Origin of the sequence: Streptomyces sp. NPDC018026, from assembly GCF_044327745.1 — a bacterium.
GTDB classification, from domain to species: domain Bacteria; phylum Actinomycetota; class Actinomycetes; order Streptomycetales; family Streptomycetaceae; genus Streptomyces; species Streptomyces rubrogriseus.
In genome coordinates, this window is record NZ_JBIRFY010000010.1 from 213,014 (window position 1) to 237,335 (window position 24,322).

General features: G+C 74.7%; 26 protein-coding genes. 10 read left to right on the forward strand and 16 right to left on the reverse strand.

Annotated elements, in window-relative coordinates; genetic code table 11:
* Positions 1-20: 20 nt before the first annotated feature.
* From ACH4D3_RS28545 to ACH4D3_RS28570, 6 genes are read right to left on the reverse strand one after another with little or no spacing between them, the layout of a single operon-like run.
* Positions 21-1,802, reverse strand: a complete 1,782-nt coding sequence (locus ACH4D3_RS28545) for a complex I subunit 5 family protein (RefSeq protein ID WP_398327642.1) — start codon at positions 1,800-1,802, stop codon at positions 21-23.
* Complete coding sequence (locus tag ACH4D3_RS28550; RefSeq protein ID WP_109030709.1) at positions 1,802-2,161, reverse strand: sodium:proton antiporter; 360 nt, start codon at positions 2,159-2,161, stop codon at positions 1,802-1,804. The genes ACH4D3_RS28545 and ACH4D3_RS28550 overlap by 1 nt, the downstream gene beginning before the upstream one ends.
* Positions 2,162-2,167: 6 nt before the next feature.
* Positions 2,168-2,944, reverse strand: coding sequence for an MnhB domain-containing protein (locus ACH4D3_RS28555; RefSeq protein ID WP_398327645.1), 777 nt, complete (start codon positions 2,942-2,944; stop codon positions 2,168-2,170).
* On the reverse strand, positions 2,941-3,249 hold the full coding sequence (locus ACH4D3_RS28560; RefSeq protein WP_398327648.1) for a Na(+)/H(+) antiporter subunit B: 309 nt from the start codon (positions 3,247-3,249) through the stop codon (positions 2,941-2,943). Before ACH4D3_RS28560 ends, ACH4D3_RS28555 begins: the two co-directional genes overlap by 4 nt.
* A complete protein-coding gene (locus ACH4D3_RS28565; RefSeq protein WP_398327651.1) occupies positions 3,242-3,694 on the reverse strand; it encodes a monovalent cation/H+ antiporter complex subunit F in 453 nt (150 codons plus the stop codon). Before ACH4D3_RS28565 ends, ACH4D3_RS28560 begins: the two co-directional genes overlap by 8 nt.
* Positions 3,691-3,873, reverse strand: coding sequence for a hypothetical protein (locus tag ACH4D3_RS28570; protein WP_398327654.1), 183 nt, complete (start codon positions 3,871-3,873; stop codon positions 3,691-3,693). The genes ACH4D3_RS28565 and ACH4D3_RS28570 overlap by 4 nt, the downstream gene beginning before the upstream one ends.
* 250 nt (positions 3,874-4,123) lie before the next feature.
* Here ACH4D3_RS28570 and ACH4D3_RS28575 point away from each other — a divergent pair, with 250 nt between their 5' ends.
* Both ACH4D3_RS28575 and ACH4D3_RS28580 read left to right on the forward strand, forming a co-directional pair.
* A complete protein-coding gene (locus tag ACH4D3_RS28575; protein ID WP_398327657.1) occupies positions 4,124-4,663 on the forward strand; it encodes a VanZ family protein in 540 nt (179 codons plus the stop codon).
* Between the two features lie 130 nt (positions 4,664-4,793).
* Positions 4,794-6,050: a ricin-type beta-trefoil lectin domain protein gene (locus ACH4D3_RS28580; protein WP_398327660.1), complete on the forward strand. Its 1,257-nt coding sequence runs from the start codon at positions 4,794-4,796 to the stop codon at positions 6,048-6,050.
* Between the two features lie 26 nt (positions 6,051-6,076).
* Here the strand turns inward: ACH4D3_RS28580 and ACH4D3_RS28585 are convergent, their stop codons facing one another.
* Positions 6,077-6,313 (reverse strand): hypothetical protein, encoded by a 237-nt coding sequence (locus ACH4D3_RS28585; RefSeq protein WP_109030702.1) that lies wholly within the window; start codon positions 6,311-6,313, stop codon positions 6,077-6,079.
* A 159-nt stretch (positions 6,314-6,472) separates the two neighbouring features.
* On the opposite strand from ACH4D3_RS28585, the gene ACH4D3_RS28590 reads away from it, so the two are divergent.
* From ACH4D3_RS28590 to ACH4D3_RS28600, 3 genes are all read left to right on the forward strand, one after another.
* Positions 6,473-7,504, forward strand: coding sequence for a PHP domain-containing protein (locus tag ACH4D3_RS28590; RefSeq protein WP_398327842.1), 1,032 nt, complete (start codon positions 6,473-6,475; stop codon positions 7,502-7,504).
* Positions 7,505-7,582: 78 nt separating this feature from the next.
* Positions 7,583-8,239 (forward strand): HAD family hydrolase, encoded by a 657-nt coding sequence (locus tag ACH4D3_RS28595; protein WP_398327663.1) that lies wholly within the window; start codon positions 7,583-7,585, stop codon positions 8,237-8,239.
* Positions 8,240-8,342: 103 nt separating this feature from the next.
* Positions 8,343-9,542 carry an aromatic acid exporter family protein gene (locus ACH4D3_RS28600; RefSeq protein ID WP_398327666.1) on the forward strand — a complete coding sequence of 400 codons (1,200 nt, stop codon included), beginning with the start codon at positions 8,343-8,345 and terminating at the stop codon, positions 9,540-9,542.
* A gap of 267 nt (positions 9,543-9,809) precedes the next feature.
* Here ACH4D3_RS28600 and ACH4D3_RS28605 read toward each other — a convergent pair whose 3' ends face one another.
* Both ACH4D3_RS28605 and ACH4D3_RS28610 read right to left on the reverse strand, forming a co-directional pair.
* Entirely contained in the window at positions 9,810-10,154 is a 345-nt protein-coding gene (locus ACH4D3_RS28605) for a hypothetical protein (protein WP_398327669.1), read from the reverse strand.
* Between the two features lie 64 nt (positions 10,155-10,218).
* Positions 10,219-11,508 (reverse strand): ROK family protein, encoded by a 1,290-nt coding sequence (locus ACH4D3_RS28610; RefSeq protein ID WP_398327672.1) that lies wholly within the window; start codon positions 11,506-11,508, stop codon positions 10,219-10,221.
* Positions 11,509-11,696: 188 nt separating this feature from the next.
* Between ACH4D3_RS28610 and ACH4D3_RS28615 the strand changes: the two genes are divergently transcribed.
* The 4 genes from ACH4D3_RS28615 to ACH4D3_RS28630 all read left to right on the forward strand — a co-directional run bounded on the left by ACH4D3_RS28615 (position 11,697) and on the right by ACH4D3_RS28630 (position 16,001).
* Positions 11,697-12,191 carry an FBP domain-containing protein gene (locus tag ACH4D3_RS28615; protein ID WP_356856196.1) on the forward strand — a complete coding sequence of 165 codons (495 nt, stop codon included), beginning with the start codon at positions 11,697-11,699 and terminating at the stop codon, positions 12,189-12,191.
* 114 nt (positions 12,192-12,305) lie between these two features.
* The gene (locus ACH4D3_RS28620; protein ID WP_398327676.1) at positions 12,306-13,562 is read left to right on the forward strand and encodes an aromatic acid exporter family protein; all 1,257 of its coding nucleotides are present in this window, start codon (positions 12,306-12,308) and stop codon (positions 13,560-13,562) included.
* 86 nt (positions 13,563-13,648) lie between these two features.
* Positions 13,649-14,713, forward strand: a complete 1,065-nt coding sequence (locus ACH4D3_RS28625; protein ID WP_398327679.1) for a hypothetical protein — start codon at positions 13,649-13,651, stop codon at positions 14,711-14,713.
* 52 nt (positions 14,714-14,765) lie between these two features.
* Entirely contained in the window at positions 14,766-16,001 is a 1,236-nt protein-coding gene (locus tag ACH4D3_RS28630; protein ID WP_398327682.1) for a lactonase family protein, read from the forward strand.
* On the opposite strand, the gene ACH4D3_RS28635 is transcribed toward ACH4D3_RS28630, so the two are convergent.
* The gene (locus tag ACH4D3_RS28635) at positions 15,969-16,694 is read right to left on the reverse strand and encodes a DUF2470 domain-containing protein (RefSeq protein WP_398327685.1); all 726 of its coding nucleotides are present in this window, start codon (positions 16,692-16,694) and stop codon (positions 15,969-15,971) included. The genes ACH4D3_RS28630 and ACH4D3_RS28635 overlap by 33 nt on opposite strands.
* 108 nt (positions 16,695-16,802) lie before the next feature.
* Positions 16,803-17,411, reverse strand: coding sequence for a TetR/AcrR family transcriptional regulator (locus ACH4D3_RS28640; protein WP_059296840.1), 609 nt, complete (start codon positions 17,409-17,411; stop codon positions 16,803-16,805).
* A 123-nt stretch (positions 17,412-17,534) separates the two neighbouring features.
* On the opposite strand from ACH4D3_RS28640, the gene ACH4D3_RS28645 reads away from it, so the two are divergent.
* On the forward strand, positions 17,535-19,124 hold the full coding sequence (locus ACH4D3_RS28645) for a cytochrome P450 (protein WP_398327688.1): 1,590 nt from the start codon (positions 17,535-17,537) through the stop codon (positions 19,122-19,124).
* Here ACH4D3_RS28645 and ACH4D3_RS28650 read toward each other — a convergent pair.
* The 5 genes from ACH4D3_RS28650 to ACH4D3_RS28670 all read right to left on the reverse strand — a co-directional run bounded on the left by ACH4D3_RS28650 (position 19,086) and on the right by ACH4D3_RS28670 (position 24,244).
* Complete coding sequence (locus ACH4D3_RS28650) at positions 19,086-19,934, reverse strand: pentapeptide repeat-containing protein (protein WP_398327691.1); 849 nt, start codon at positions 19,932-19,934, stop codon at positions 19,086-19,088. The genes ACH4D3_RS28645 and ACH4D3_RS28650 overlap by 39 nt on opposite strands.
* Positions 19,935-19,991: 57 nt before the next feature.
* Positions 19,992-20,930 carry an RNA polymerase sigma factor SigJ gene (sigJ, locus tag ACH4D3_RS28655; RefSeq protein WP_398327694.1) on the reverse strand — a complete coding sequence of 313 codons (939 nt, stop codon included), beginning with the start codon at positions 20,928-20,930 and terminating at the stop codon, positions 19,992-19,994.
* A 40-nt stretch (positions 20,931-20,970) separates the two neighbouring features.
* A complete protein-coding gene (locus ACH4D3_RS28660; RefSeq protein ID WP_398327697.1) occupies positions 20,971-21,714 on the reverse strand; it encodes a PIG-L deacetylase family protein in 744 nt (247 codons plus the stop codon).
* 75 nt (positions 21,715-21,789) lie between these two features.
* The gene (locus ACH4D3_RS28665; protein ID WP_398327700.1) at positions 21,790-23,091 is read right to left on the reverse strand and encodes an alpha/beta fold hydrolase; all 1,302 of its coding nucleotides are present in this window, start codon (positions 23,089-23,091) and stop codon (positions 21,790-21,792) included.
* A 127-nt stretch (positions 23,092-23,218) separates the two neighbouring features.
* Entirely contained in the window at positions 23,219-24,244 is a 1,026-nt protein-coding gene (locus ACH4D3_RS28670; RefSeq protein WP_398327703.1) for a LacI family DNA-binding transcriptional regulator, read from the reverse strand.
* Positions 24,245-24,322: the final 78 nt, after the last annotated feature.

Here is a 24,322-nt window from a genome sequence, read left to right on the forward strand (position 1 = left end):
GGCCGTGGGTGCCGCTCGGCTCACCCGGACAGCACGCCGGGGAGGGCCAGCGCGCCCAGCAGGGCGGTGCCGACCAGCAGCCACGCCACGTAGTCGCCCACGTGCCCGGACTGCAGCCGCCGCAGCGGCAGCATCCAGTCCGGTACGGCGAGCAGTCCGGGCCGGCCGACGGCGACGGCGGCCAGCGCCACGGCCAGGACGGTCGACAGGAGTCCCAGGCCGACGCCCAGGGGCGTCCAGTGCACGGAGGTGTGCACCAGTCCGGCCGAGGTGGCCTCGCCCATGGCGCGGGCCACCGCGTTGCCGAAACCGGGGACCGCACCGGCCGCGAGGGCACCGGCCAGCAGGAGGGCGGGAACGGCCGTCATGGTGTCGGGCACCCGGCCGAGCCGCCGGCGGGTCTCCGGCTCCTCCCCCGCTCCGGTCGTCTCGTACGCGTCGGCGCCGCCCCCGCCGTCGGCGTCCTCGGGTGCGGGGCCCAGGCCCCAGAACACCCGGGCCGCGACCCGCAGTACGGCGGCCGCGGTGAGCGCGCTCGCCAGGACGCAGAGCACGGTGAGCGGGCCGCCCACCGCCTCCTCGGTGACGGACTTGCCGAGCGCCGTGCCGAACGGCGGCAGCCCCGCGAGGCCCAGCGCGCCGACGACGACCATCGCGCCGACGAGGCGCAGCGGGCGGGCGCGGCCGTGCAGGACGTGTTCGTCGACGCTGCCGTACCGGTCGAGGAGGATCCCCGCGCAGGCGAACAGCGCGGCCTTCACCCCGGCGTGCCCGACGACGTACAGCGCGACGCCGTCGTCGCCCTCGGGCGTGAGGGTGCCGACCCCCAGCAGGAACAGACCCGTGTGCGCGATCGTCGAGTACGCGAGGAGCCGTTTGATGTGCCGCTGGTGCCAGCACATCACCGCGCCGAGCGCCGCCGTCAGCGCGCCCAGCACCGTCAGCACCCGCTCCGCGTCGGCGGCGGGCAGTCCGCCGGGGCCCGAGAACACGCTGTCGTAGACGCGCCAGACGCCGAAGACGCCCAGCTCGACCATGACACCGGACAGCAGCATGCACACCGGGGTGGGAGCGACCGCGTGCGCGTCCGGCAGCCAGAAGTGGAAGGGGACGGCCGCGGCCTTGACCAGCAGGCCGGTCAGTACGAGGACGAAGCCGGCCAGCACCAGTGCGTCGGGCGGGCCGTGGGCGTCCAGCGCGCCGCCGATCCGGGCCAGGGCGAGTTCGCCGGTGCGGGCGTAGAGCAGCGCGATGCCCATGAGCAGGGCGTAGGCGCCCAGGGAGTTGACCACGGCGAAGGTCAGCGCGCCCTGCACGGCCCTGGCCTCCTCGACCCGGTGACCGGTCAGGGCGTAGGCGACGACGCTCATCAGCTCGAACCATACGAACGCGTTGAACAGGTCGCCCGCGATCACGAAGCCGCACATGCCGGCCTGGAAGACCAGCACGAGCGCCGGAAACGCCCCGGCGTGGCCGTGCGGCGGGTCGTCGAAGGAGCGCCAGGAGTAGGCGAGGGCGGCGAGGGTCAGCACGGACACCAGCGCGGCCGTGCCGAGTCCGGGGCCGTCACCCGTCAGGGCGATGCCGACGCTGTGGCCCGCCACCGGCTCCCAGCCGCCCACCCACTCGGTCAGCGGCGGCGAGGAGTGCGTCAGCAGGAGGAGCGCGAGCACCGCGGTACCGGCCGCGACGGCGCAGGCCGCGCCCTCCGCGACGGGGCGCGGCACGAGCCGGCCGCAGGCGGCGAGCAGGGCGGCGCCGAGCAGCGGGAGGGCGACGAGGAGCGGCAGCAGGTGGTGCATCAGCCGCGCAGCTCGCTCAGTTCGTCGGGGTCGACCGTGCCGTGCCGCTTGGCGACCTGGACGACCAGGGCCAGCAGCAGCGCGGTGACGGTGGCGCCGACGACGACATCGGTGAGGGCGAGGGCCTGGACCACGGGGTCGACCACCGGCCGGGAGCCGGGTGCGAGGTCGGAGAAGACCGGTGCGGTGGCGCCGTCGCGGTAACCGACGGCCAGCAGCAGGACGTAGGTGGCGGCCTGGCACACGGAGAGGCAGCCCACGGCGTGGACCAGGTCGCGGCTGGTGGCCAGGCCGTAGCAGCCGGCCAGGAAGACCCAGGCGGCCACCAGGTAGGGCAGCACGTGCGTCGGCTCGGACATGGGCTCTCACTTTCCGCGCCGGTCGGGGGCGCCGGGTCCCTGGGCGTTCTCGCCCTCGTCCACGATCTCCACGGCCTGGTCCAGGAATCCGGCGAGCAGGACGACGACCGCGCAGGCGACCTCCATGCCGATCGCGGCGTTCAGCAGCGGGACGGTGCCGGCGGAGGCGAGCGTGTTGAACGTGCCGTACGGGAGCAGCGTGTTGGCGAGGAAGGCGGACCCGCCGAGCAGGGCGGCCAGGCCGGTGACGAGGTAGGCGGAGGCGGCTAGCGCGTCCCCCGTCTCGTAGGGGACGAGGGGCCGTACGCGTTCGAGGGCGCGGTAGTCGGCGCCCAGGTAGAGCAGGTGCAGGGCGGTGGCGGCGACGACGCCGCCCTGGAAGCCGCCGCCGGGGCTGACCTGGCCGTGGGCGACGACGTAGAGGCCGGTCAGCAGGGCGACCGGCAGCACGAGCAGGGCGTAGCGGCGCACGGGCCGGGAGACGGCGGCCGGTTCGGGGCGGGCCCGGTGCTCGTCGCGGGTCTGGCGCAGCAGGACCACGCAGCCGAGGACCGCCGCGAACAGGATGCCCATCTCGCCGAGCGTGTCGAAGGCCCGCTGGTCGAAGGTGACGGAGGCGACGGTGTTGGCGGTGTGCCGGCTCAGGGACGCCTCGACGGCCCGGTCGCCGTAGGGGTGCCGGTCGCCGCCGAAGCGGGGCAGGTCCAGGCAGGCGGCCACGAGGAGCGCGGCGAGACCGGCGCCGCCCGCGGCCACCAGCCACCGCCGCGTCCGGGGGCTCACCGGCCGCTCTCCCTTCCGCGCCGCTCGGCGGGGCCGCCGTGCCCGCCGTGCCCGCCGTGGCCGCGCTGCCCGCGCCGGCGCACCTTGCGGACCGTCAGCATCAGCAGGAGGGGGGTCAGGGCGGAGCCCACGGCTAGCTGCGACAGGGCGACGTCGGGTGCCTGGAGCACGGTGAACAGCACGGCGAGGACGACGCCGAGGACGGCCAGGACCAGCGACTGGCGCACGGGGTCGCGGACCGCCACCGCCGCCGTGGCGGACACGGCGACCAGCAGCAGCGCGAGGACGATCACGGCCTCAGTCACGGCGGCCCTCCTGCATTCCGCCCGCGAGCGCCCGGGAGGCGACCAGGTTGCCGCCGACCAGCAGCGCCCCGACGACCAGCAGCTTGACCAGGGCCCTGCCCGGACCGGTGGCCACGCCCACCGCCACCACGACCGCGGCGCCGAGGGCCGCCGCGGTGAGGGTCGGGCCCCGGGCGTGCGGCGGGTCGTCGGCCAGTTCGTCGGCGAGCAGCCGGGCGAAGACGAGCGTGCCGACCGGCCCGAGGACGGCGAGCACGAGGGCGAGGTCGACGTATGCGGGCCGTTCGTAGCCCTGGGCCAGCAGCAGGAGGGCGGGGCAGGCCAGCGCGGTGGACAGGTTCTGCGCGGCGGCGCGGCGGCGCAGGGGTCCGGTGACCACGCCCCACAGGGTGGCTCCGACACCCGCGCCGAGCACCACGGCCGCGGCGAGGATCCAGCCGTTCACGGGCCGGTCACCGCCCGCCGGGCGGCCCGTGCCACGAGCGCCGTCAGGGCCGAGGCACCCGCGCCCACGGCCAGTTCCAGGGGGTCGACGGTGCTGACGAGCACCAGCCAGAGCGCGGTGAGCGGGGCCCACCAGGCGGCCACCTCGGCCGCGGCGAGGAGTGTCCTACGGCTCCGCACAAGCACCCCTTTTGTCACTGTTGTTCCGGCTTCGCCGTCATCCAAGCACCGTGCGAGCGACGGCCGACGGCGACGCGCGGCGACTCCCCCAGCCGGAGCGCCCCGGCCGGAGTGCCCGGTCGGAGTGCCCAGGCCGGGGGAGGGAAGACCGGGCCGCTGTCCGCGGGGCGAGCGGTTCGTCCGGGCATCCTCGACGGTTTGGCGGGTAACCGCCTTACCACGCGGGGAAGTTGACGACTGGAGGACCGACATGGCTCGTGCCGTCTCACGACCGCGTTCGCGGCCGCACCCCCGCACCGGCAAGCCACGTGACGGCGACCGCCCCGAACGGCACACGCTCGCCCTGCCGTTGCGGCTGCTGGCGACGGCGGGCGCGTTCGTCTTCATGGTGGCGTTCGCGGTGGTGCTGGCGCGGCTGACCCTGCACCCCTCCCCCGCGTCCGAGACCCTGGCGCACACCAACCTGCACCCCGGACGCTCACTGAAGGCCTACCTGGACCAGCCCGCGCTGCGCGACGCGGTCAAACAGATCGGCGGGAACATCCTGCTCGGCGTGCCGTTCGGCGTCCTGGTCCCGGTCGTCGCGCCGCGCACGCGCGGGGTGCTGCGCGTCCTGGCGCTGACGGCCTTCGTGATGCTGCTGGTCGAGTCCGCGCAGGGCGTCCTGGTCACCGGGCGGGCCTTCGACGTCGACGACGTCATCCTCAACACCGGCGGGGCGCTGATCGGTTACCTGCTCCTCGGCCGGCGCATGAGCCGTACGGTGCACGCGCGCGGGGGACGCACCTGAGACCGGGCCAACTGGTCCGTACCAAGGTATTGACCCACCCTTATCTCACTACTTGAATAAAGAGGCGTCATCCCCAACCCCCCACCTCGGTCGGCGCCTTCGCGCGAGGCGCCGTACGGAAGGGAGAGCCGTGGCCCGCCCACGCCTGCTCCGCAGATGCCTCCTCGCCGCCGCCCTGTCCGCCGGACTGGCCGCCTCCCTCGTGACCGGCCCCGCCCAGGCGGACCCGGAGACCTCCCGTGCCTCCCGGGCCGCCGGGTCCGCCCCGTCCTCCGCGGCGGCCGCCGTGGCGTTCTCCGACACCTTCGACGGCCCGGCCGGCGCGGCCGTCGACTCCTCGAAGTGGCAGATCGAGACCGGCGACAACGTCAACAACCACGAACGGCAGTACTACACCTCCGGCAACAAGAACGCGGCCCTGGACGGCCAGGGCCACCTCGTCATCACGGCCCGCAAGGAGAACCCGGCCAACTACCAGTGCTGGTACGGCACCTGCCAGTACACCTCCGCCCGGCTCAACACCTCGGGGAAGTTCACGGCGCAGTACGGCCACGTCGAGGCACGGATGAAGGTGCCGCGCGGCCAGGGCATGTGGCCCGCGTTCTGGATGCTGGGCACCCCGGTGAACTGGCCGGACTCCGGCGAGATCGACATCATGGAGAACGTCGGCTTCGAGCCGTCCACCGTGCACGGCACGATCCACGGCCCCGGCTACTCCGGCTCGGGCGGCATCGGCGCCGGATACACCCTGCCGGGCGGCCAGGCCTTCGCGGACGCCTTCCACACCTTCGCCGTCGACTGGGCGCCCGACTCCATCACCTGGTCGGTGGACGGCACCGTCTACCAGCGGCGCACCCCGGCCGACCTGGGCGGGAAGCAGTGGGTGTTCAACAGGCCGTACTTCCTGATGCTGAACCTGGCGGTCGGCGGCTACTGGCCCGGCGACCCGGACGGCTCCACCGCCTTCCCGCAGACCCTCGTCGTCGACCACGTGTCGGTGACGACGGGCGACTCTCCGGCCGGCGGCGCGATCCGGGGCCTGGCCGGCAAGTGCGTGGACGTCGCCGCGGCGAACACCGCCAACGGCACGCCCGTACAGCTCTACGACTGCAACGGCACGACGGCCCAGCGGTGGACGGTGGGCTCCGACGGCACGATCCGGGCGCTGGGCAAGTGTCTGGACGTCAACGCGGGCGGCACGGTCGTCCAGCTGTGGGACTGCAACGGCAGCGCCGCCCAGCGCTGGGTCGTCACCGCCGCGCGCGACATCGTCAATCCCCAGGCCGACAAGTGCCTCGACGTCACCGGCAACAACCCGGCCAACGGCACCCGGCTGCAGATCTGGACCTGCACGGGCGGCGCCAACCAGAAGTGGACGGTCGGCTGACGCACCGGGCGGGGGCGGGGTTCCGCCTAGCGGGGCTTCCAGGTGAACTTGTCCCCGCCCACCCAGCGGACCACGTCCGGGTCGTCCAGGTCGTGGACCGTGATGCCGAACGCGGCGGCGGCCTCCAGGACGTCGGTGACGGCCTTGGCCTCACCGACCACCTGGCCGTCGATCTCCACGATCCGGAACGGGGGCGGTCCCGCCTGCACCCCGAGCACGAGGATCCGCGGACTGCCGATGTGCGGGCTGTCGATCTCGGTCATGCCTAGAGGGTAGGCCGCAACCCGCGCGAGCGAGGACCCGGGCGGTCCGGGACGGGCGGACCCGCCCGGCTCGTGGTGCGGGTCCCGGTGCCCTGGGGAACCCTGGACATGCCGGTGAAGTCCGGTGGGGAGCGGCCGAGGTCGCACGAGGAGGTGGCGATGGACCCCGTCGAGGCACTGGAGCGGATCGCGTTCCTCCTGGAGCGGGCCCAGGCCCCGACCTACCGTGTCCGGGCCTTCCGTACCGCGGCGGGGGTGCTCGGTGGGCTGTCCCTGGCCGAGCTGCGCGAGCGGGCGGGTTCACTGGAGTCCCTGAAGGGGGTCGGCCCCAAGACGGCGCAGGTGGCGCGCGAGGCGCTGGACGGCCGGGTGCCCGGGTACCTCGCGAAGCTGGAGGACGAGGCGGACTCGCCGCTCGCCCGGGGCGGCGAACGGCTGCGGGAGCGGCTGCGCGGCGACTGCCATCTGCACTCGGACTGGTCCGACGGCGGCAGCCCGATCGAGGAGATGGGCCGGACCGCGGCGGCGCTCGGGCACGAGTGGGCGGCCCTGACCGACCACTCGCCGCGGCTGACGGTGGCCCGCGGGCTCTCCCCGGCGCGGCTGCGCGAGCAACTGGACGTGGTGGCGGAGCTGAACGCCACCTGGGCACCGTTCCGGCTGCTGACCGGCATCGAGTGCGACATCCTCGACGACGGCTCGCTCGACCAGGAACCGGAGCTGCTGGAGCGGCTCGACGTGGTCGTCGTGTCCGTGCACTCCAAGCTGCGGATGGAGGCCCGCTCGATGACCCGCCGGATGGTGACCGCGGTCCGTGATCCGCACGCGGACGTGCTCGGGCACTGCACCGGCCGGCTGCTGACCGGGCGGGGGCGCCCGGAGTCGGCGTTCGACGCGGACGAGGTGTTCGCCGCGTGCGCGGAGTCCGGCACCGCCGTGGAGATCAACAGCCGCCCGGAGCGGCTCGACCCGCCGCGGCGGCTGCTGCGCCGTGCGGTGGCGGCCGGTGTGCTGTTCTCGATCGACACGGACGCGCACGCGCCGGGTCAGCTGGACTGGCAGATCCACGGGTGCGCCCGGGCCGAGGAGTGCGGGGTGCCCCCGGAGCGCGTGGTGACGACCTGGTCCCTGGACGAGCTGCTGGCCTGGACGCGGGAGGGCCGTACGCCGGCCGGAGTGGCGAGCCGCTGACGTGGTACCCGCCCATTCGGCCGACCGAGCCGACCCGGCCGGTCCACGGGCCGGAAAGGGACCAGGAGGGAACAGCGCATGGAACGGGCGGCCGTGTTCGACGTCGACGGGACCCTCGTCGACACCAATCACCTGCACGTGACCACCTGGTGGGAGGCGTTCCGGCAGGCCGGGCACCGGGTGCCGATGCACGCCGTCCACCGGGCCGTGGGCCTGGCCTCGGGCGACCTCGTCGCCCGGCTGCTCGGCGAGGACCGGGACAAGGAGCGGGACGCGGAGCTGAGCGCCGGGCACAAGGCACTGTACGGACAGTACTTCGACCGGCTGCCGGCGCTGCCGGGCGCCGGGGAGCTGCTGCGCCGCCTGGCCGCGGACGGCTGGCGGGTGGTGCTCGCCACCTCGGCCGGCGGGCCGGAGCTGGGCGCCCTGCGGCGCGCGATCGACGCGGACGACGCGATCGGCGCCACCGCGAGCGCCGACGACGTGGACGCCGGCAAGCCCGCCCCGGAGCCGGTCGAGCACGCCCTGGAGCTGGCCGGGGTCCCGGCCGAGCGGGCCGTCCTCGTCGGCGACACCGTGTGGGACATGCGTGCGGGCAGCCGTGCCGGGGTGCGGTGCGTGGGCGTGCTGTGCGGCGGTCTCCCCCGCGCCGACCTGGAGGAGGCGGGAGCGGAGGCGGTCTACGCCGACCCGGCCGACCTGCTGGCCTCGCTGCGCGGGAGCCCGCTGGCATGAGGCGCCGGACCCCGCCCCGCACGCCCCGGCCGCGATCCCCTCGCCCGCCCCGCCCGCTCCGCACCGGGACGGGTCCGCCGCTCACGCGGACGTCCGGCACCGCATGAGCGCTGTGACACACACCGTCCGGGAGGCACTCCGGGGGCGCCGGCCCGCGGCCGCGGTGTGGTGGGAGGCGTGTGCCGTCGGACGGGCCGTCCGCGCCGCCCGGCGGGGGCCGGGGCGGGAACGCGACCTGGTCGTGCAGTCGCTCAAGGCCGCGGGCGCGGCGCTGATCGCCTGGACCGTGGCGGGCGTGTGGCTGGGCGACCCGATGGCGCTGATGGCGCCCTGGGTGGCGCTGGTCCTGGTGCAGGCCACCGTCTACAGCTCGGTGCGGCAGGCCGGGCAGCAGTTCGCGGCGATCTGCGCCGGAGCGCTGCTGGCGTCCGCGGCGCAGGCGATCACGGACGACAACACGGGGGCCCTGGTGCTGTCGCTGCCGGTGCTGATGCTGGTGGCGAACTGGCCGCGGTTCGGCGGGCAGGGCATCTACGCGGCCACCACGGCGGTGTTCGTCCTGGCCTCCGGCACGGCGGTCTCCGCCGCCGCGGTCGGTCACCGGGTGGGGCAGGCGGCGCTCGGGGCGGTCATCGGCGTGGCGGTCAACGCCCTGGTGCTGCCGCCGATCCACCTGCGGGACGTGCGGGAGAACCTCGCGGCGCTGGCCCGGGAGGCGGGCGACCTCCTGCACTCCGTCGCCGCCGACCTGCGGGAGACCCAGTGGGACGCGCAGAGCGCGGCAGGCTGGTCCAGTGACGCGGCGCGGCTCGAGCGGCGGCTGGGGGCGCTGTACTCGGCCCGGTCGTGGAGCCGGGAGAGCCTGCGGCTGACCTCGGGCCCCCTGCGGCGGCTGCACCGCGGGCCCACCGTCGTACCGCCGGAGGACGAGGACCGGCGGTGGAGCCGGGTCACCGGGAACCTCGGCGCGCTGACCCGGACCCTGGCGGTGGCGGCCGACGAGCACCGGACGCCCGCACCGCCCGAGGGTCCGGTCCTGGACCTGTACGCGCGCCTGCTGCGGCTGATCGGCGACGCCTGTCACGTCGAGGCGGGCCGGTGGGTGGGCGAGCGGACCGAGGCCGAACCGGCGACGGCCACCGAGGAGACGATGGAGGAACTGCACCTGCGGCTGCAGGAAGGGCTGCGGGAGCACGCCGGGCAGGGCGCCGCCCGGACCGCGGTGCTCGGCACGCTGCTGCTGCAGGCGGAGAACCTGTGGGCCGAGATCGTGCCCGAGGCCCATGAGTCCACCGAGCAGTGACGCACATCACCCCAAACCGCGACAGACGGTGGAACACCGGCCGGTGGTTCGCCGTTGAACAGACCGTGGGTACGGACGGGACAGTGTCCCCGGGCCTCACCTATTGCCCACAGGGACGATCGTTCGGCTGAAGCCCTGTGGAGCCTTTCGCCGAGAGGCGACCGCCGTCCGTATCCACCTCGTACCGCCCCGATCGTGATTCCCCCGTCGCGGTCGGGGCTTCTCCTTGCGTGCCCGTCCCCGGCTGCGGGTAAAGCCGCGCGGGCCTCAGCCGGGGGACTCGTCGGGCACCGGGTGCTCGGGGTGTACGGCAGCCGAGTGCGGTGCACCCCGCCGGCCCGTGCCCGCCTCGTCGGTGTCGGGTACGTCGGGCACGGGCCCCGTCTCCGCGTCACCGGCGCTCTCCCCGTCACGGGCGCTCTCCCCGTCACCGGCGCTCTCCGCGTCGTCCGCGGGCCGTTCGCCGTCCAGGCCCTGGCGGTGCTCGCGCTGCTCGCGGGTGGGCGAGGCGGCCTCCCACGGGTCCTCGTGGTCGCCGGCCTGCTGGTCGGGCATGTCGCGCGGGACGGGGGCACCGTTCTCACCCGGTCCTTCGTGGCGGTGGTCGGACACGGCGCGCTCCCTTCCCGCGGGTCTCGGAGCGACGTCGGGTACCTCCGCGGCGACCGGCGAAACCTCAGTGCGGTGCCCGCTCCTCGAGCGCCGTGCGCCAGGCCGGGACCGGGTACTCGGGGGCCGGTTCGGGGCGTCTGCCGCCCCGCGCGAAGAAGTCGGCCAGCGGCAGGATCGCGGCACCGACGGTGACGGCGTCCGGGCCGAGCCGCCCCAGGTCGACCGTCACCTTCCGGGCCGGGTGGCGCAGCGCGTACGACACAGCGTGGCGCCGTACGGCGGGCAGGAAGCGGGCGCCGAGCTGGAGGCCGGCCCAGCCGCCGATGAGGATGCGCTCCGGCTGGAAGAGGTTGATCAGGTCGGACAGGCCCGCGCCCAGGTACTCGGCGGTCTCCTCCAGGACGGCGAGCGCCACCGGGTCGGCCGCCGCGCCGTCGGCCGGGTAGGCGGCGGCGAGCATCGCGGTGAGGGCGGTCTCCTCGTCGGTGTCCTCGGGCACCCGGCCGCCCTCCTCCCGCCAGCGGGCCAGCAGCGACTCCGCACCGGCGTACGCCTCCAGGCAGCCGAGAGCTCCGCAGCGGCAGCGGCGGCCCCTGACCCGGACCGTCAGGTGCCCCCATTCGACCGCCCGGCCCTGCTCGGCCTCGGGGGTGACGAGGCTGGCGCCGACACCGGAGCCGAAGAGGACCACGACCGCGTTGCGGGCGCCGCGGCCCGCACCGAACCACATCTCGGCCTGGCCGAGGGTCTTGGCGCCGTTGTCGATGAGGCAGGGGACGGTGTCGGGCAGTGGTGAGCCGGCGCGGAGCAGGGCCTCCAGCGGGACCGCGTCCCAGCCGATGGTCTGGCCGTGCACCACGGCACCGCGGTCGGCGGTGTGCTCGACGATGCCCGGGACGCCGATCCCGGCGCCGAGCAGCCGCTCGGGCGGGAGTCCGGCCGTGGCCAGCACCTCGGCGATGCCGTCGCGGACGTGTCCGACGATGACGTCGACGTCGTGCCGCTGCGGGGCCAGCGGGCGTTCGGCGCGGGCGAGTTCGGTGAGCGTGAGGTCGAACAGCTCGACCCGCACCCGGGTCTCGCCGACGTCCACGCCGATCATGTGTCCGCTGGCGGGGGCCACGCGCAGCAGGGTGCGGGGCCTGCCGCCGTCGGAGTCGACGCTGCCGGCCTCCTCCACCAGCCCGTCGGCGACCAGGTCGGCGACCACGTTGCTGACCGAACCCGAGCTGAGGCCGGTCGCCGGACCCAGTTCGAAGCGGCTGAGCGGTCCGTCGAAGTAGAGCCGTTGCAGCACGGCCGTACGGTTGGCCCTCCTGAGGTCGCGCACCGTGCGCCCGTTCCGCCCCGCCATGTGGCTCCTCCCGTACCGTGCCCGGTCTGCAAGATACCTCCGCCGCAGGGCCGCACGCGACTTCCCTTTGCGCTTAATTCATGTTATGAACTCGCCTCTCCGAAATCCGGTGGCGACTCCGCCCGTAGGCTATCTATGCTAGGCGTAAACCTAGAGGTCCTAGGTTCCTTTGATCCAGGGAGGCTCCCGTGAGAGCACTCGACGAGCAGGACGTCCGCACCTCCTTCATCAACTGCTCGAAGGGCGAGGCCAAACGCCTGGCGGTCCCCCGCGACCTGGACGAGCGGCCCTGGGACGACCTCGACTTCCTCGGCTGGCGGGATCCCGGGGCGCCCGACCGCAGCTATCTGGTCGCCGATCTCGACGGGCGCCCCACCGGCGTGGCGCTGCGCTTCCAGCCGGCCCGGAGCGGCTACTTCCAGCGCAGCATGTGCGCGCTGTGCCTGACCACCCATCCCCGGGGCGGCGTGGCCCTGATGACGGCGCGCAAGGCCGGAGCGGCCGGCCGTGAGGGCAACTCGGTCGGCCTGTACATGTGCACCGATCTCGCCTGTTCGCTGTATCTGCGGGGCAAGAAGGTGTCGCAGAGCGGTGCCCGCTTCGAGGAGAGCCTCACCCTGGAGGAACAGGTCGCCCGGACGCTGGGCAACCTGTCCGCGTTCGTCGCCAAGGTGACCGGCTGACGGGCTGACCCGTCCGGCGGCGCCCGGCGCGTGAGAGGGGGCCCGGCCGCCCGCGTCCGGCTACCGTCCTGATCGGACACGTTCGAGGCGCCTGCGGAAGGGAACAGCCCGAGGATGCGGGATGTGCTTGAGGCCGCGAGGACGACTCTGCGGCGGGTGAAGTGGCTGCGGGACCCGATGGTCGTACAGGCCCTGCGCTCCGCCGCCGCGGCTTCGATCGCCTACGTCATCGCGGTGCGGCTGACCCCCGACAAGTCGGCGGCGCCGCTCACCGCGCCGCTGACCGCGCTGCTGGTCGTGCAGGTCACCCTGTACGCCACCCTGAAGATGAGCTTCCGCCGGGTGAACGCCGTGGTCGCGGGTGTCCTGGTCGCCGTCGCCTTCAGTCAGCTGGTCGGGCTGAGCTGGTGGAGCCTGGCCCTGATCATCGTGGCGGCGCTGGGCGTCGGGCACCTGGTGCGCGCGGAGGAGTTCACCGCCGAGGTGGCGATCAGCGCGATGCTGGTGCTCGGCGTCACCTCGCACGGGAGCCTGGCCTGGGCCCGGGTGGTGGAGACGCTGATCGGGGCGATCGTCGGACTCGCCTTCAACCTGATCCTCGCGCCTCCGGTGTGGGTGGAGCAGGCCGGGGAGTCCGTCATGGGGCTGGCCCGGCAGGTGCGCCAACTGATGCTGCGGATGGGCGAGGAGGCCGCCGGCAGCACGCCGTTCCACGAGGCGGCGGCCCGGCTGCACGAGGCCCGCCGGCTCGACCACGACATCGGCGAGGTGGACGAGGACCTGCGCCAGGCCGAGGACAGCCTGCGGCTCAATCCCCGGGTGCGCGAGGGGCTGCTCCACCGGGTCGTGCTCCGCACCGGCCTGGACACCCTGGAGATCTGCACGGTGGTCATGCGGGTCCTCGCGCGCAGCTTCACCGACCTCGCCAAGGAGCGCGAGCCGGAGCCCCTGTTCGCGCCGGAGACGGGCGCCGCCGTCCAGCAGCTGCTGTCCGAGATCGCCGACGCCGTGGTGAGCTTCTCGGTGCTGGTCACCAGCAACGCCAGCGAGAACGCCGAGTCCGCGGAGGAGCGTCTGACCGCCGAGCTGCGCCAGGCCGCGGCCACCCGGGACAGACTGGCCGACCTGCTGCTGGAGGAGGTCAGGCGCGACGCGACACAGTGGCAGTTGCGGGGCGCGGTGCTGGCCGAGGTGAACCGGATCATCGACGAGATGGACACCGAGCACCGCTCCCGCCGGCTCCTGGAGGAGCTGGACCGCCACACGCGCGAGCAGCGTGAGCGCATGCCGCGGCTGACCCGGCTGCGGGACCGGGCGCGGGCCGTGCTGCGCAGGCGGAACCGCGGCACCGCCGCCCGGCGTTCCCCTTGAGGAACGACGAACGACGAACGACGCGCGACGCACGACCGACGCGCGACCGACGACGACGCGTGAACGGCGAATGAGGGGGCGTTCGGATGACCGACACCAGTGTGCGGATCGACGGGAACCGGCTGACACTGCCCGGTGGCGCGGCGGTCCGCTTCGTACGCACCCTGCGGCTGCCCGAGACGGGCACGCATCCGCTGCCGCCCGGGCTCGGCGAGTTCCCGGTCCGCCGGGTCGCCGACTACGCCGAAAGCGTGCCCGAGGAGTGGCGGGCGCGGGGCGGCGTGATGCTGCCGGTGTACCTGCGGGAGGCCATGTGGCTGAGTTTCGCGGGCACTCGGGAGCCCGCCGCGCTCCAGGTGGGGGTGGGCAAGGTGTGCGCGGTCTCGGGCAGGCCCTGGAGCGACCGGCTGTCCCGGGATCCGCAGAACTACGTGGTCCTGCCCCGCCAGCCCTGGCTGGACGGCATCAACTCCGGGACCGGCACGGTCCGTCAGTTCGTCGCGGTGCCGCTCGGCATGGGGGCGACCGTGGAGGGCCAGGTCACCGGCGAGGAGGTCTGGGGAGGCGTCCAGTTGCAGGCGTTCACCCTCAATGACACCGAGCTGGCCCGCTGGCGCGAGGAGGAGCGGCGCCGTGCGGAGACGGCCCGCAGGGCGGCTCGCCGGGCGGCCCGTCCGGGCGGGGCCCTCGGCGCTCCGGCACCGGCGTCGGCACCGGCCGCCCCGGGCGGGAGCCCGGCGTACGGCGGTGCGGCCCGGCCCCGGTCTGCGCCCGCCATGGGGCTCGGCGTCGGCGGCTCCATGCGCCAGGAGGTGTACCGCGACCAACGCCCGCCGACGGACTGGGCCGAGCGTCCGGCGGGCCGGGTCTTCGTGCACCTGGTGACGCCGCCCGAGTGGCACCGCATCACCGGCGAGGCGCCGCCGCCCTCCCCCGTGGACCGGGCCGCGTACACCCGGGCCGGCCTGCCCTGGTACGACTACTACGACCAGGACGCCCACGACCTCGCGCCCTCCGAGCCGCTGCAGGACGTGCAGCCGGTCGGGGACTGGATCGGCGACGACCACGAGCCCTGGCAGCCGCCCGCGCCCCACCAGGTCCACCCGCTGGGGGACGCGCCGGGCAAGCCGGTGCGGGACGGGGACTGGTAGCGGCGGACGGTACGGGTGCGGGTGCGGGTGCGGGTGCGGGAGGACGGTACGGGTGCGGGAGGACGCCATGGACGGGGACGGCTGGAGCAGGCGGCGATTGGTCGGGCTGCTCGCCCGGACCGCCACCGCGGCGGCGGCTCTCCCCGCGGCGGCGTGCGGCGGCCCGGCGCAGACGGACGCGCCGGCCGCGACGTCCACCGCGCCCCGGGCAAGCAGCGGCGCGCCCGGCAGGGAGCGGGGGGCCTCCGGCCGGCGTCCGCTCCTGCTCGGCACCTACACCTCCGCCGAGGGCGGCGGCCGGGGCGTCGGGCTCGCCGAGTACGACCCCGCGACGGGCCGGATCACCGGGAGCGGACTCCTCGCCGAGGTCGACGACCCCTCCTACCTGGCGGTGCATCCCGACGGCCGGACCCTGTACACGGTGAACGAGCGCGAGGACGGGGCGGTGACCGCCGTCCGGCTGTCGGACCGCAGGGTGCTGGGCAGCCGGAGCACCGGCGGCGCGGCGCCCTGCCACCTGTCGGTGCACCCGGGCGGACGCTGGCTCTTCAGCGCCAACTACGGCTCCGGAAGCCTCGCCGTACACCCGGTCGACGCCTCCGGCGCACTGGGCGAACGCACCGGCCTGGTCACGCACTCCACTCCCCCGCCGGGCCCGGGACAGCGGGGTCCGCACGCCCACCAGGTCGTCACCGCCCCGGACGGGGCCCATGTCCTCGCCGTGGACCTCGGCACGGACACCGTGTACACCTACCGTCTGGACGAGGGCGCGGGGACCCTGGCGGAGGTCTCGCGGGCCCGGACCCGGCCGGGCGCCGGGCCCCGGCACCTCGCCTTCCACCCCGGCGGACGCCATGTCTATGTCGCCAACGAGGCCGACAACACCGTCACGGTCTGCGCGTACGACCCGGGGACGGGACGGCTGAGCGTCGGCGAGCCGCAGTCCACCGGGGCGGCACCGGGCCAGGGGTCCGGCGCCAACTACCCGGCGCAGGTCCTGGTGACGTCCGACGGCGCGTACGCCTTCCTCGCCAACCGGGGGCACGACAGCGTCGCGCGGTACGCGGTGGAGGCGGAGGGTGCACGGCTCCGGCTCCTCGGCACCGTGCCGGTGGGCGGCGACTTCCCCCGGCAGATCGCCTTCTCCCCGGACGGCGGGCTGCTGTTCGCGGCCAACCAGCGGTCCGGCACCGTCAGCACGTTCCGGGTGAGCGCGGGCGACGGCGGACTGCGGCGCACGGGAGCGCCCTTCGCCTCACCCGTCGCCGTCTGCGCGCTGCCGCTGTAGGGCACGCGGGCAGGAGACGGCGCTCGCCTGCGCGAGGAGCACGTGCACCCGCTCGGTGAGCTGTGCGATCTCGTCGGCGGGCGCGTGGAACGGCAGGCGTACGTCGCCGTGGTCACGGACGCGTTCGACCCGCAGGGTCAGTCCGTGCCGGTCGACGGCGAGCGGCCGCACCCGGACCGCTCCGTGCAGGCTGTCCGGGTCGACCAGCCGGGTCAGCCGCTGCACGGCGTCGTCGTGGCAGTCGGCGAGATGGGTCAGCAGCCGCGCCTCCGCCAGGGCCAGCGGATCGGGCCGCGCGGCGGTGAACTCGTCGACGTCGACCACCACGGCGCCGGACGGCCGCCGCAGCACCGCACGGGTGGGCCGGAAGGCCAGGTGCCCGTCCGTCACGGCGAACCAGCCGGCGAGCCAGAGCCGGGCCCTGATCCGGCCCCGCACCGGGACGGGCGCCACGTCGGCGAACTCCAGCACGGCGGACGGCTCTCCGCGGGGCGCGCACACCGCCGCGGCGAGCAGCGCGCTGTCCTCGGGCACGTGCAGGAGCACCCGGCCGTCGTCGGCCACGGTGTGCGCGCCGACGAACTCCTCGCGGCCGCCCTCCGCGGTCACCGCGCAGGACCAGGCGGCGGCGAGCACGGAACGGGCCTGTTCCGCCGCGCCGGGTGCGGCCGTCCAGGTGTGGCTGTCACCCATCCCCAACCTCCGTTCGCAATTCATTAGGTAAGGCTCACCTAACCTAGCGGAGATCGGGGAGTGCGCCAACCACGACATCCCCTCGAACCAGCATCCGGACCGGCGCCGTCAGGGCGCGATGGCCCCCAGCAGCGCCCGTGCGCACAGGTCCCGCACCTGCTCGCGGGCGGGCTCCGGATCCCGCAGCCACTCCAGGCACACCGCGGTGGTGAAGGCCAGCCAGCCGCGCACCGCGAGCCGTACGTCGCCGCGCTCCTCGAAGGCCGGCCCGAACTCCGGGTCGGCGGCCAGGGCGGCGAGGATCTGCCGCTCCTGCGCGGCGAGCGCCTTCTGGTAGACGCGGCGCACCGCTCGGTCCCCCGCCGCGTCGGCGCGGTGGAAGGCGCGGTAGCCGTGCGCGTGGGCCCGGACGTACTCCAGGTAGGCGTCGAGGCCCGCGGTGAGCTGCTCACGGACCGGGACGCCGGGCACGGCCGCCGTCATCCGCAGCATGCGCTCGCTCTCGCGCTCGACGACCGCCGCGAAGAAGTCCCGTTTGTTCGGGAAGTAGTGGTACAGCAGCCCGCGGGAGACCCCGGCGATCTCGGCGACCTGCTCGATCCAGACCTCGTCGTAGGGGCTCTCCGAGAACAGCCGCGCGCCCACCGAGAGCAACTGCTCCCGGCGCTCGGCGGTGCTGAGCCGGCGGCGGGTGCGCTCGCCCTGGTTCGCGGCCATGCCCCGCACCTTACTTGACGCGGGTTCAACAACGGGTCGAGACTGGGGCGCGTTATTGAATCCATGTACAACACGCTCGCCTCGGCTCGTGCAACACGCCGCTGCGTCAAGGGAGATCGCGTCATGGCCCAGACAGCGAGGGAACCGGCCCGGGACGGACTGCCGAAGGGCTTCCGCAGCGCCGAGCTGGGCTGGCCCGAACTGCGCCGCATTCCGCACCCCCCGTACCGGCTGCCCCTGCTCGGAGACGTCGTGGGAGCGAGCAGGCGCACCCCGATGCAGGACTCACTGCGGTACGCGCGGCGGCTGGGGCCGATATTCAGGCGGCGGGCCTTCGGCAAGGAGTTCGTGTTCGTGTGGGGCGCGGCCCTCGCCGCCGACCTGGCGGACGAGACGCGGTTCGCCAAGCACGTGGGCCTGGGGGTGGCCAACCTGCGGCCGGTGGCCGGGGACGGGCTGTTCACGGCGTACAACCACGAGCCCAACTGGCAGCTCGCGCACGACGTGCTGGCACCCGGCTTCAGCCGCGAGGCCATGGCCGGGTACCACGTGATGATGCTGGACGTGGCCGCGCGGCTCACCGGCCACTGGGACCTGGCCGAGGCGTCGGGCCGGGCGGTGGACGTGCCCGGCGACATGACCAAACTGACGCTGGAAACCATCGCGCGCACCGGTTTCGGGCACGACTTCGGCTCCTTCGAACGCCCCCGTCTGCATCCCTTCGTCAACGCGATGGTGGGCACGCTCGGCTACGCGCAGCGCCTGAACACGGTGCCCGCGCCGCTCGCCCCCTGGCTGCTGCGCGACGCCGGCCGCCGCAACGCCGCCGACATCGCCTACCTCAACCGCACGGTCGACGACCTCGTCCGTGAGCGCCGGGCGAGCGGCGGCGCGGGCGGCGCGAGCAGCGGAGGCAGCGACGGCGACCTGCTGGACCGGATGCTGGAGACGGCCCATCCGGAGACCGGTGAGCGGCTGTCCCCGGAGAACGTCCGCCGGCAGGTCATCACCTTCCTGGTCGCCGGTCACGAGACCACCTCCGGCGCGCTCTCCTTCGCCCTGCACTACCTCGCCCGGCACCCCGAGGTGGCGGCCCGGGCCCGCGCCGAGGTGGACCGCGTGTGGGGCGGCACCGAGGCACCCGGCTACGAGCAGGTGGCCAAACTGCGCTACCTGCGCCGGGTCCTCGACGAGTCGCTGCGGCTGTGGCCGACCGCGCCGGGCTTCGCGCGCGAGGCCCGCGAGGACACGGTGCTCGGCGGCGCGCACCCGATGCGGCGCGGGGCCTGGGCGCTGGTGCTCACGGGCATGCTGCACCGCGATCCCGAGGTCTGGGGCGCGGACGCCGAGCGGTTCGACCCGGACCGCTTCGACGCGAAGGCCGTACGGTCGCGGGCCCCGCACACGTTCAAGCCGTTCGGCACGGGGGCGCGGGCGTGCATCGGGCGGCAGTTCGCGCTGCACGAGGCGACGCTGGTCCTCGGGCTGCTGCTGCGCCGCTACGAGCTGCGGCCGGACCCCGGCTACCGGCTGCGGGTGACCGAGCGGCTGACGCTGATGCCCGAGGGGCTGCGCCTGCACCTGGTCCGGCGGACCGCGGCCGCGCCGGCGCCCGGTCGCCGCACGGCCGACGCGGGCGGAGCGGGGGCGGCCGACGGTGCCGAGGACACCGTCTCAGCGCCCGGCTGTCCAGTGCACCGGGCGGGTGACTGAGTCCGGCAGCCCGGTGCCGGGGCCGCCCCTGGCCGCGTTGACCTGCGGCTGGGTCAGGAAGAAGGCGCCCGTCAGGTCCGCGTCGGTGAGGTCGGCGTCGCGCAGGTCCGCGCCGATCAGGTCGGCGCCGCGCAGGTCCGCGCCGGTGAGGTCGGCGGCGATGAGGTAGGCCCCGCGCAGATCGGCACCCGCGAGGTCGGCGCCCTTGAGACGAGCGCCCATCAGGTCGGCGTTGCGGCGGTTCTTCTTCCGGCCGCGGGCACCGGCCCGGACCAGCTCGCTGGTGCGCAGCAGCAGCACGTTGACCCGCTGCCGGTGTGCGGCCACGTCGAGGGCGGCCAGCTCCTGCGGGGTGCCCTCGGCGAGGCGTTCGGTGTCGGCGAGGGCCTCGCGCAGGCCGGCGTGGACCGGGCGGGCGGCGGGCAGGGTCAGCGCCTCGGTCAGGTACCAGAGCAGCTCGTGCAGTTGGCGGACGACGGGGAACACGTCGAACATGCGGCGGGTCCGCTCCGGCGGGCCCGCGCGCCAGTCCCGGCCGCCGAAGGTGACCTGCGAGACCCGCTGCCCGGCGCCGAAGCAGTCGTAGACCGTGCAGCCGGTGAAGCCGCGCTCCCGCAGCCTCTCGTGGATGCCGCAGCGGTGGTCGGTGCGCAGGTTCGGGCAGGGCGTTCCGGCGTCCTTGTCGATCGCGAAGTCCGCCGAGCGGGCGAACGGCAGGGCCGCGCAGCACAGGCCGAAGCAGCTCGCGCAGTCGCCGCGCAGTTCCGCCGGGTCCCGCGTCCCGGTCCGGTCCGCCGTGTGTTCTCGCATGTCACCGAGGATACGGGCCGCCGCCGCGCGGGGCCGAGAGTGGCCCCGCGCGGCCGGTCAGGCCTCCAGCGCGGACACGTCCAGCCCGGCCAGCCGCTCCGGGTCGGACAGGATGTACAGACCCGTGATGAGGCCGTCGGCGACGGTGACGTAGGTGACCGACACGGGACGTCCCTCGGACAGCGCGACGGTGCCGACCGCGTCGTTGACCAGGACGACGCGGGCGAGAGGGGAGAGGTGGCGGAAGTGGAAGGCCCCGGTGGCGACCGTCCGGGCGCCCCGCACCACCTTGGACGCCGCGATGCCCCGGGCCAGTGCGCCCGCGTCGGCCCGCAGCACCACGTCCGGGTGGAGCACGGACACCAGCGCCTCGAAGTCACCGGCGCGGCTGGCGGCGAGGAACGCCTCCACCACCCGGCGCTGACGGCCGAGGTCCGGTTCGGCGGCGGGGGTCGCGTCGCGCACCCGGCGCCGGGCCCGGCTGGCGAGCTGCCTGGTGGCGGCCGGGCTGCGCTCGACGACCGGCGCGATGTCGTCGAAGGGCACGGCGAACATGTCGTGCAGGACGAACGCCAGCCGCTCGGCCGGCTCCAGCCTCTCCAGCACCACCAGCAGGGCGATGCCCACCGAGTCGGTGTGCAGCGCCTCCGCCTCCGGGTCCGCCCGGGGCAGGGCCCGCAGCACGGGGTCGGGCACGAAGGAGTCGAAGCCCTCGGTCATCGGCTCCTCGCGGCGCGCGGTGCGCGAGCGCAGCAGGTCCAGGCAGATCCGGCCGGTCACGGTGGTCAGCCAGGCGCCGAGGTTGTCGATGCCGTCCGCGTCGGAGCGGTCGAGCCGCAGCCAGGCCTCCTGCACGGCGTCCTCCGCCTCGGCCAGGGAGCCGAGCATGCGGTAGGCAACCGCCTTGAGCTGCCCGCGGTGCTCCTCGAAGCGCTCCGCGAGACGCTGCTGTCCCGCCACGTCCCGTCCTCCCCGCAAGCCCCGTTCTCCTCCCATGTCCCGTTCTCCCCGCATGCCCTGCTCCCCCGTCATGCCGCTACCGCGCGAAGACTTCGAAGGTCACCGCCGGCCTGCCGCCGAACCGCTCCCCCGCGGCCTCGGCGAAACCGGTGAGGAATCCGCGCACGTACGTCTCCGGGTCCTCCTCGGTCAGCACCTCGATGTACGTGCGGTGTTCGAGCAGCGAGCGCACCGCGCGCTCCAGACCCGGGGTGGCGTCCACGGCGTGCGTGGGCGAGGAGGAACCGGCCACCGCGACCCAGCGCACCCCGTTCCAGGGCTCCAGGCCCTGGTCGGTCAGCTCCGGGAAGATCCACCGGTTGCCCGCGTCGGCCGCCGCGTCGAGCGTGGCGCGGCCGACGGCGACGTGGTCCGGGGTGTTCCAGGCGGTGCCGCCCCAGGTGTCCCGGTGGTTGAGGGTGATGACCAGTTCGGGCCGGTGGCGGCGGATCGCGGCGGCGATGTCGCGGCGCAGCGCGGTGCCGTACTCGACGACGCCGTCCCGGTGGTCGAGGAACTCCACCTCGCTCACCCCGACGACGGCGGCGCTCGCCCGCTGCTCGCGCTCCCGCAACGCGCCGCACGCGTCGGGCGGCACCGTGTCGATGCCCGCCTCGCCCCTGGTCGCGAGCACGTAGGCGACCTCGCGGCCCTCGTCGGTCCAGGCCGCGATCGCCGCCGAGCAGCCGTACTCCAGGTCGTCCGGGTGGGCCACGACGGCGAGGGCGCGGCGCCAGTCGCCGGGCATGGGCTCCAGTGGCGTGATCGTCGGCTCCGTCATACCCGCACACTAACCCGAGCCACCGGCCTGCCACCCGGAGATCCCACCCGGACGTCGCGCCCGGCGTCGTCCGGTTCAGGCCTCGTCGCGGGCGAGCGCGAGCAGCCGGTCCAGGACGCGGGGGCCGCCGGCCCGCACGCCGTCGTGCTCGAACTCGTCGGTGACCCAGGTGCGCAGGCCCCGGATCGTCCGGGCGGTGCTCAGCGCGTGGGCGGTGTCGACGTACATGTCGTCGTGGTAGACGGCCGCGGCGGCCGGCACCTCGTTGGCGGCGAGGCGGGCGGCGTCGTACAGCGGGGTCCAGTCGCCGCGGGCGGCGAGCAGGTCGGCCGTCTCGCGGAGCGGGCCCAGCGCCGGGTCGCAGTCGAACACCCAGGGGTGGACGGACTCTCCGGTGAACAGCAGGGGTTCGTCGCCCGCGAGGGCCTTGGCGGCGTCGAAGCGCGGGAACTCGGCGCGGACCCGCTCGGCGGACCAGTCGGTGGGCCGGGCGTCCTGGCCGTAGATGGCCTCGTGGACCAGGGCGTACAGCGGGTTGGCCGCGTAGGACAGCAGGCCCTGCGCCTGCTCCTGGAAGGCGTCGGAGAGCTCGTGCCCGTTCGGGGTGCGGACGAAGGCGTCCTCCAGCAGGAAGTGCAGCCGGTGGCTGCCCTCGCTGCCGCCCAGCATGATGCCGAGGGACTGGAAGGCCTCCACGGTGAGGCGGTACCCGTTCGGCAGGACCACGTCGTGGGTGAGGAGGTGGTCGGCGATGCGGCGGGCGCGCTCGACGTCCTGCGGGTAGCGGGCGTAGTGCGCGACGACCTTGCGCTCGATGCGGGGGTAGGCGGCCCGGTAGACGTCGTCGGCGTGGGCGTCCAGGGAGGGCAGGCCGCCGGTGATCAGGGCGGCGCTCAGACCCTCGGGGGCCAGCGAGAGGTAGGCGACGGTGCAGAAGCCGCCGAAGCTCTGGCCGAGGACGGTCCAGGGGGCTCCGCCGGTGACCTGGGGGCGGATGGCCTCGCAGTCGCGGACGATGGCGTCGGCGCGGAAGTGGGTGAGGTAGTCGGCCTGCTCGGCGGGGCCGCCGCGCAGCGGGAGCGTCTGGCGGTTGGCCGGGGTGGAGGCGCCGGTGCCGCGCTGGTCCAGGAGCAGGACGCGGTACTCCTTCAGGGCGCGGCCGAACCAGGCGGGACGGCCGATGAAACGGTTCGCCCCGAAGCCGGGCCCACCCTGGAGGTAGACCAGCCAGGGCAGGTCCTTGTCGGCCTTGTCGCTCGCGACGGCCTCGCGGGCGTACAGCTCGATCGTCTCCCCGGTGGGGTCGGCGTGATCGAGGGGCACGGTGAAACGGCGGTCGGTGAGGACGACGCCTGGCTGGCGGTAGCTGACGCTCAAGGGGTCTCCCGGGGCGGACGGATCTGGCGGCCGATTCTTTCGGCCGCGTCCCAGTTCAGCACACCGTCCTGCGGCCGCCGACCCCCGGGATCATGAAATCGTCCCGAAGGATCTACTGAACCGCCGATCAGCGTGCGGCGAGGCTGGAGCGCCGCACCACCAGCTCCGGCTGGAGGACGACCCGCCGGTGCGGGTGGGTCCGGTCCGTGCCCTCCAGCTCGGTCTCCTCCAGCAGCAGCTCGGCGGCCATGGCACCCATGGTGACGGCGGGCTGGCGCACGGAGGTGAGCGGGACGGCCGCCGCGGCGGCGAACTCGATGTCGTCGTAGCCCACGATCGCGAGGTCGTCGGGGACGCCGACCCCGGCGGCGTACATGGCCTGCAGGACGCCGAGGGCGAGCAGGTCGTTGGCGCAGAAGACGGCGGTCGGCCGGTCCGCGAGGCCCAGCAGGCGGGCGCCGGCGTCGCGGCCAGCGGCGACGTCGAGGCGCTCGGTGGGCAGTTCGCGCAGCGCGTCGGGGCCGAGCCCGGCCTCGGCGAGCGCGGCGAGGGCGCCGGTGCGGCGGTCGCGCACCTGGTTGAGGCCGGGCGGGCCGCTGACGTAGGCGATGGAGCGGTGTCCGGCGTCCACGAGGTGGCGTACGGCCAGCGCGCCGCCCGCGACGTCGTCGACGGAGACCGAGCACTCGGTGGTGCCCTCGGCGACGCGGTCGACGAGGACGAAGGGGATGTTGTGGCGCCGGAAGCCCTCGATGTTGCGGCCGGTGGCGTCGGCGGGGGTGAGCAGGACGCCCCGGACCCGCTGCTCGGCGAAGAGCGAGAGGTACTCGGCCTCCTCGCCCGGGTTCTGCGCGCTGTTACAGACCATCACGCCGAGCCCGGCCTCCCGGGCCGCCCGCTCGGCCCCCCGCGCGACGTCGACGAAGAACGGGTTGCCCATGTCCAGGACGAGCAGCCCCATGATGCGGCTGCGGCCGGCGCGCAGCTGGCGCGCGGACTCGCTGCGGACGTAGCCCAGCCGGTCGATCGCGGACAGCACGCGCGCGCGGGTCTCGGTCGCGACGGTGTCGGGGCGGTTGATGACGTTGGAGACCGTGCCCACGGAAACTCCGGCGGCGCGGGCGACGTCCTTGATACCCACGGAATGGGCCATCGGGCAGGGACCTCCGAGGTCGGGGTGGGTGTGGGGGCGGCCGCGGGACCTTCACACAGTACCCGGGCCACCCCGGTA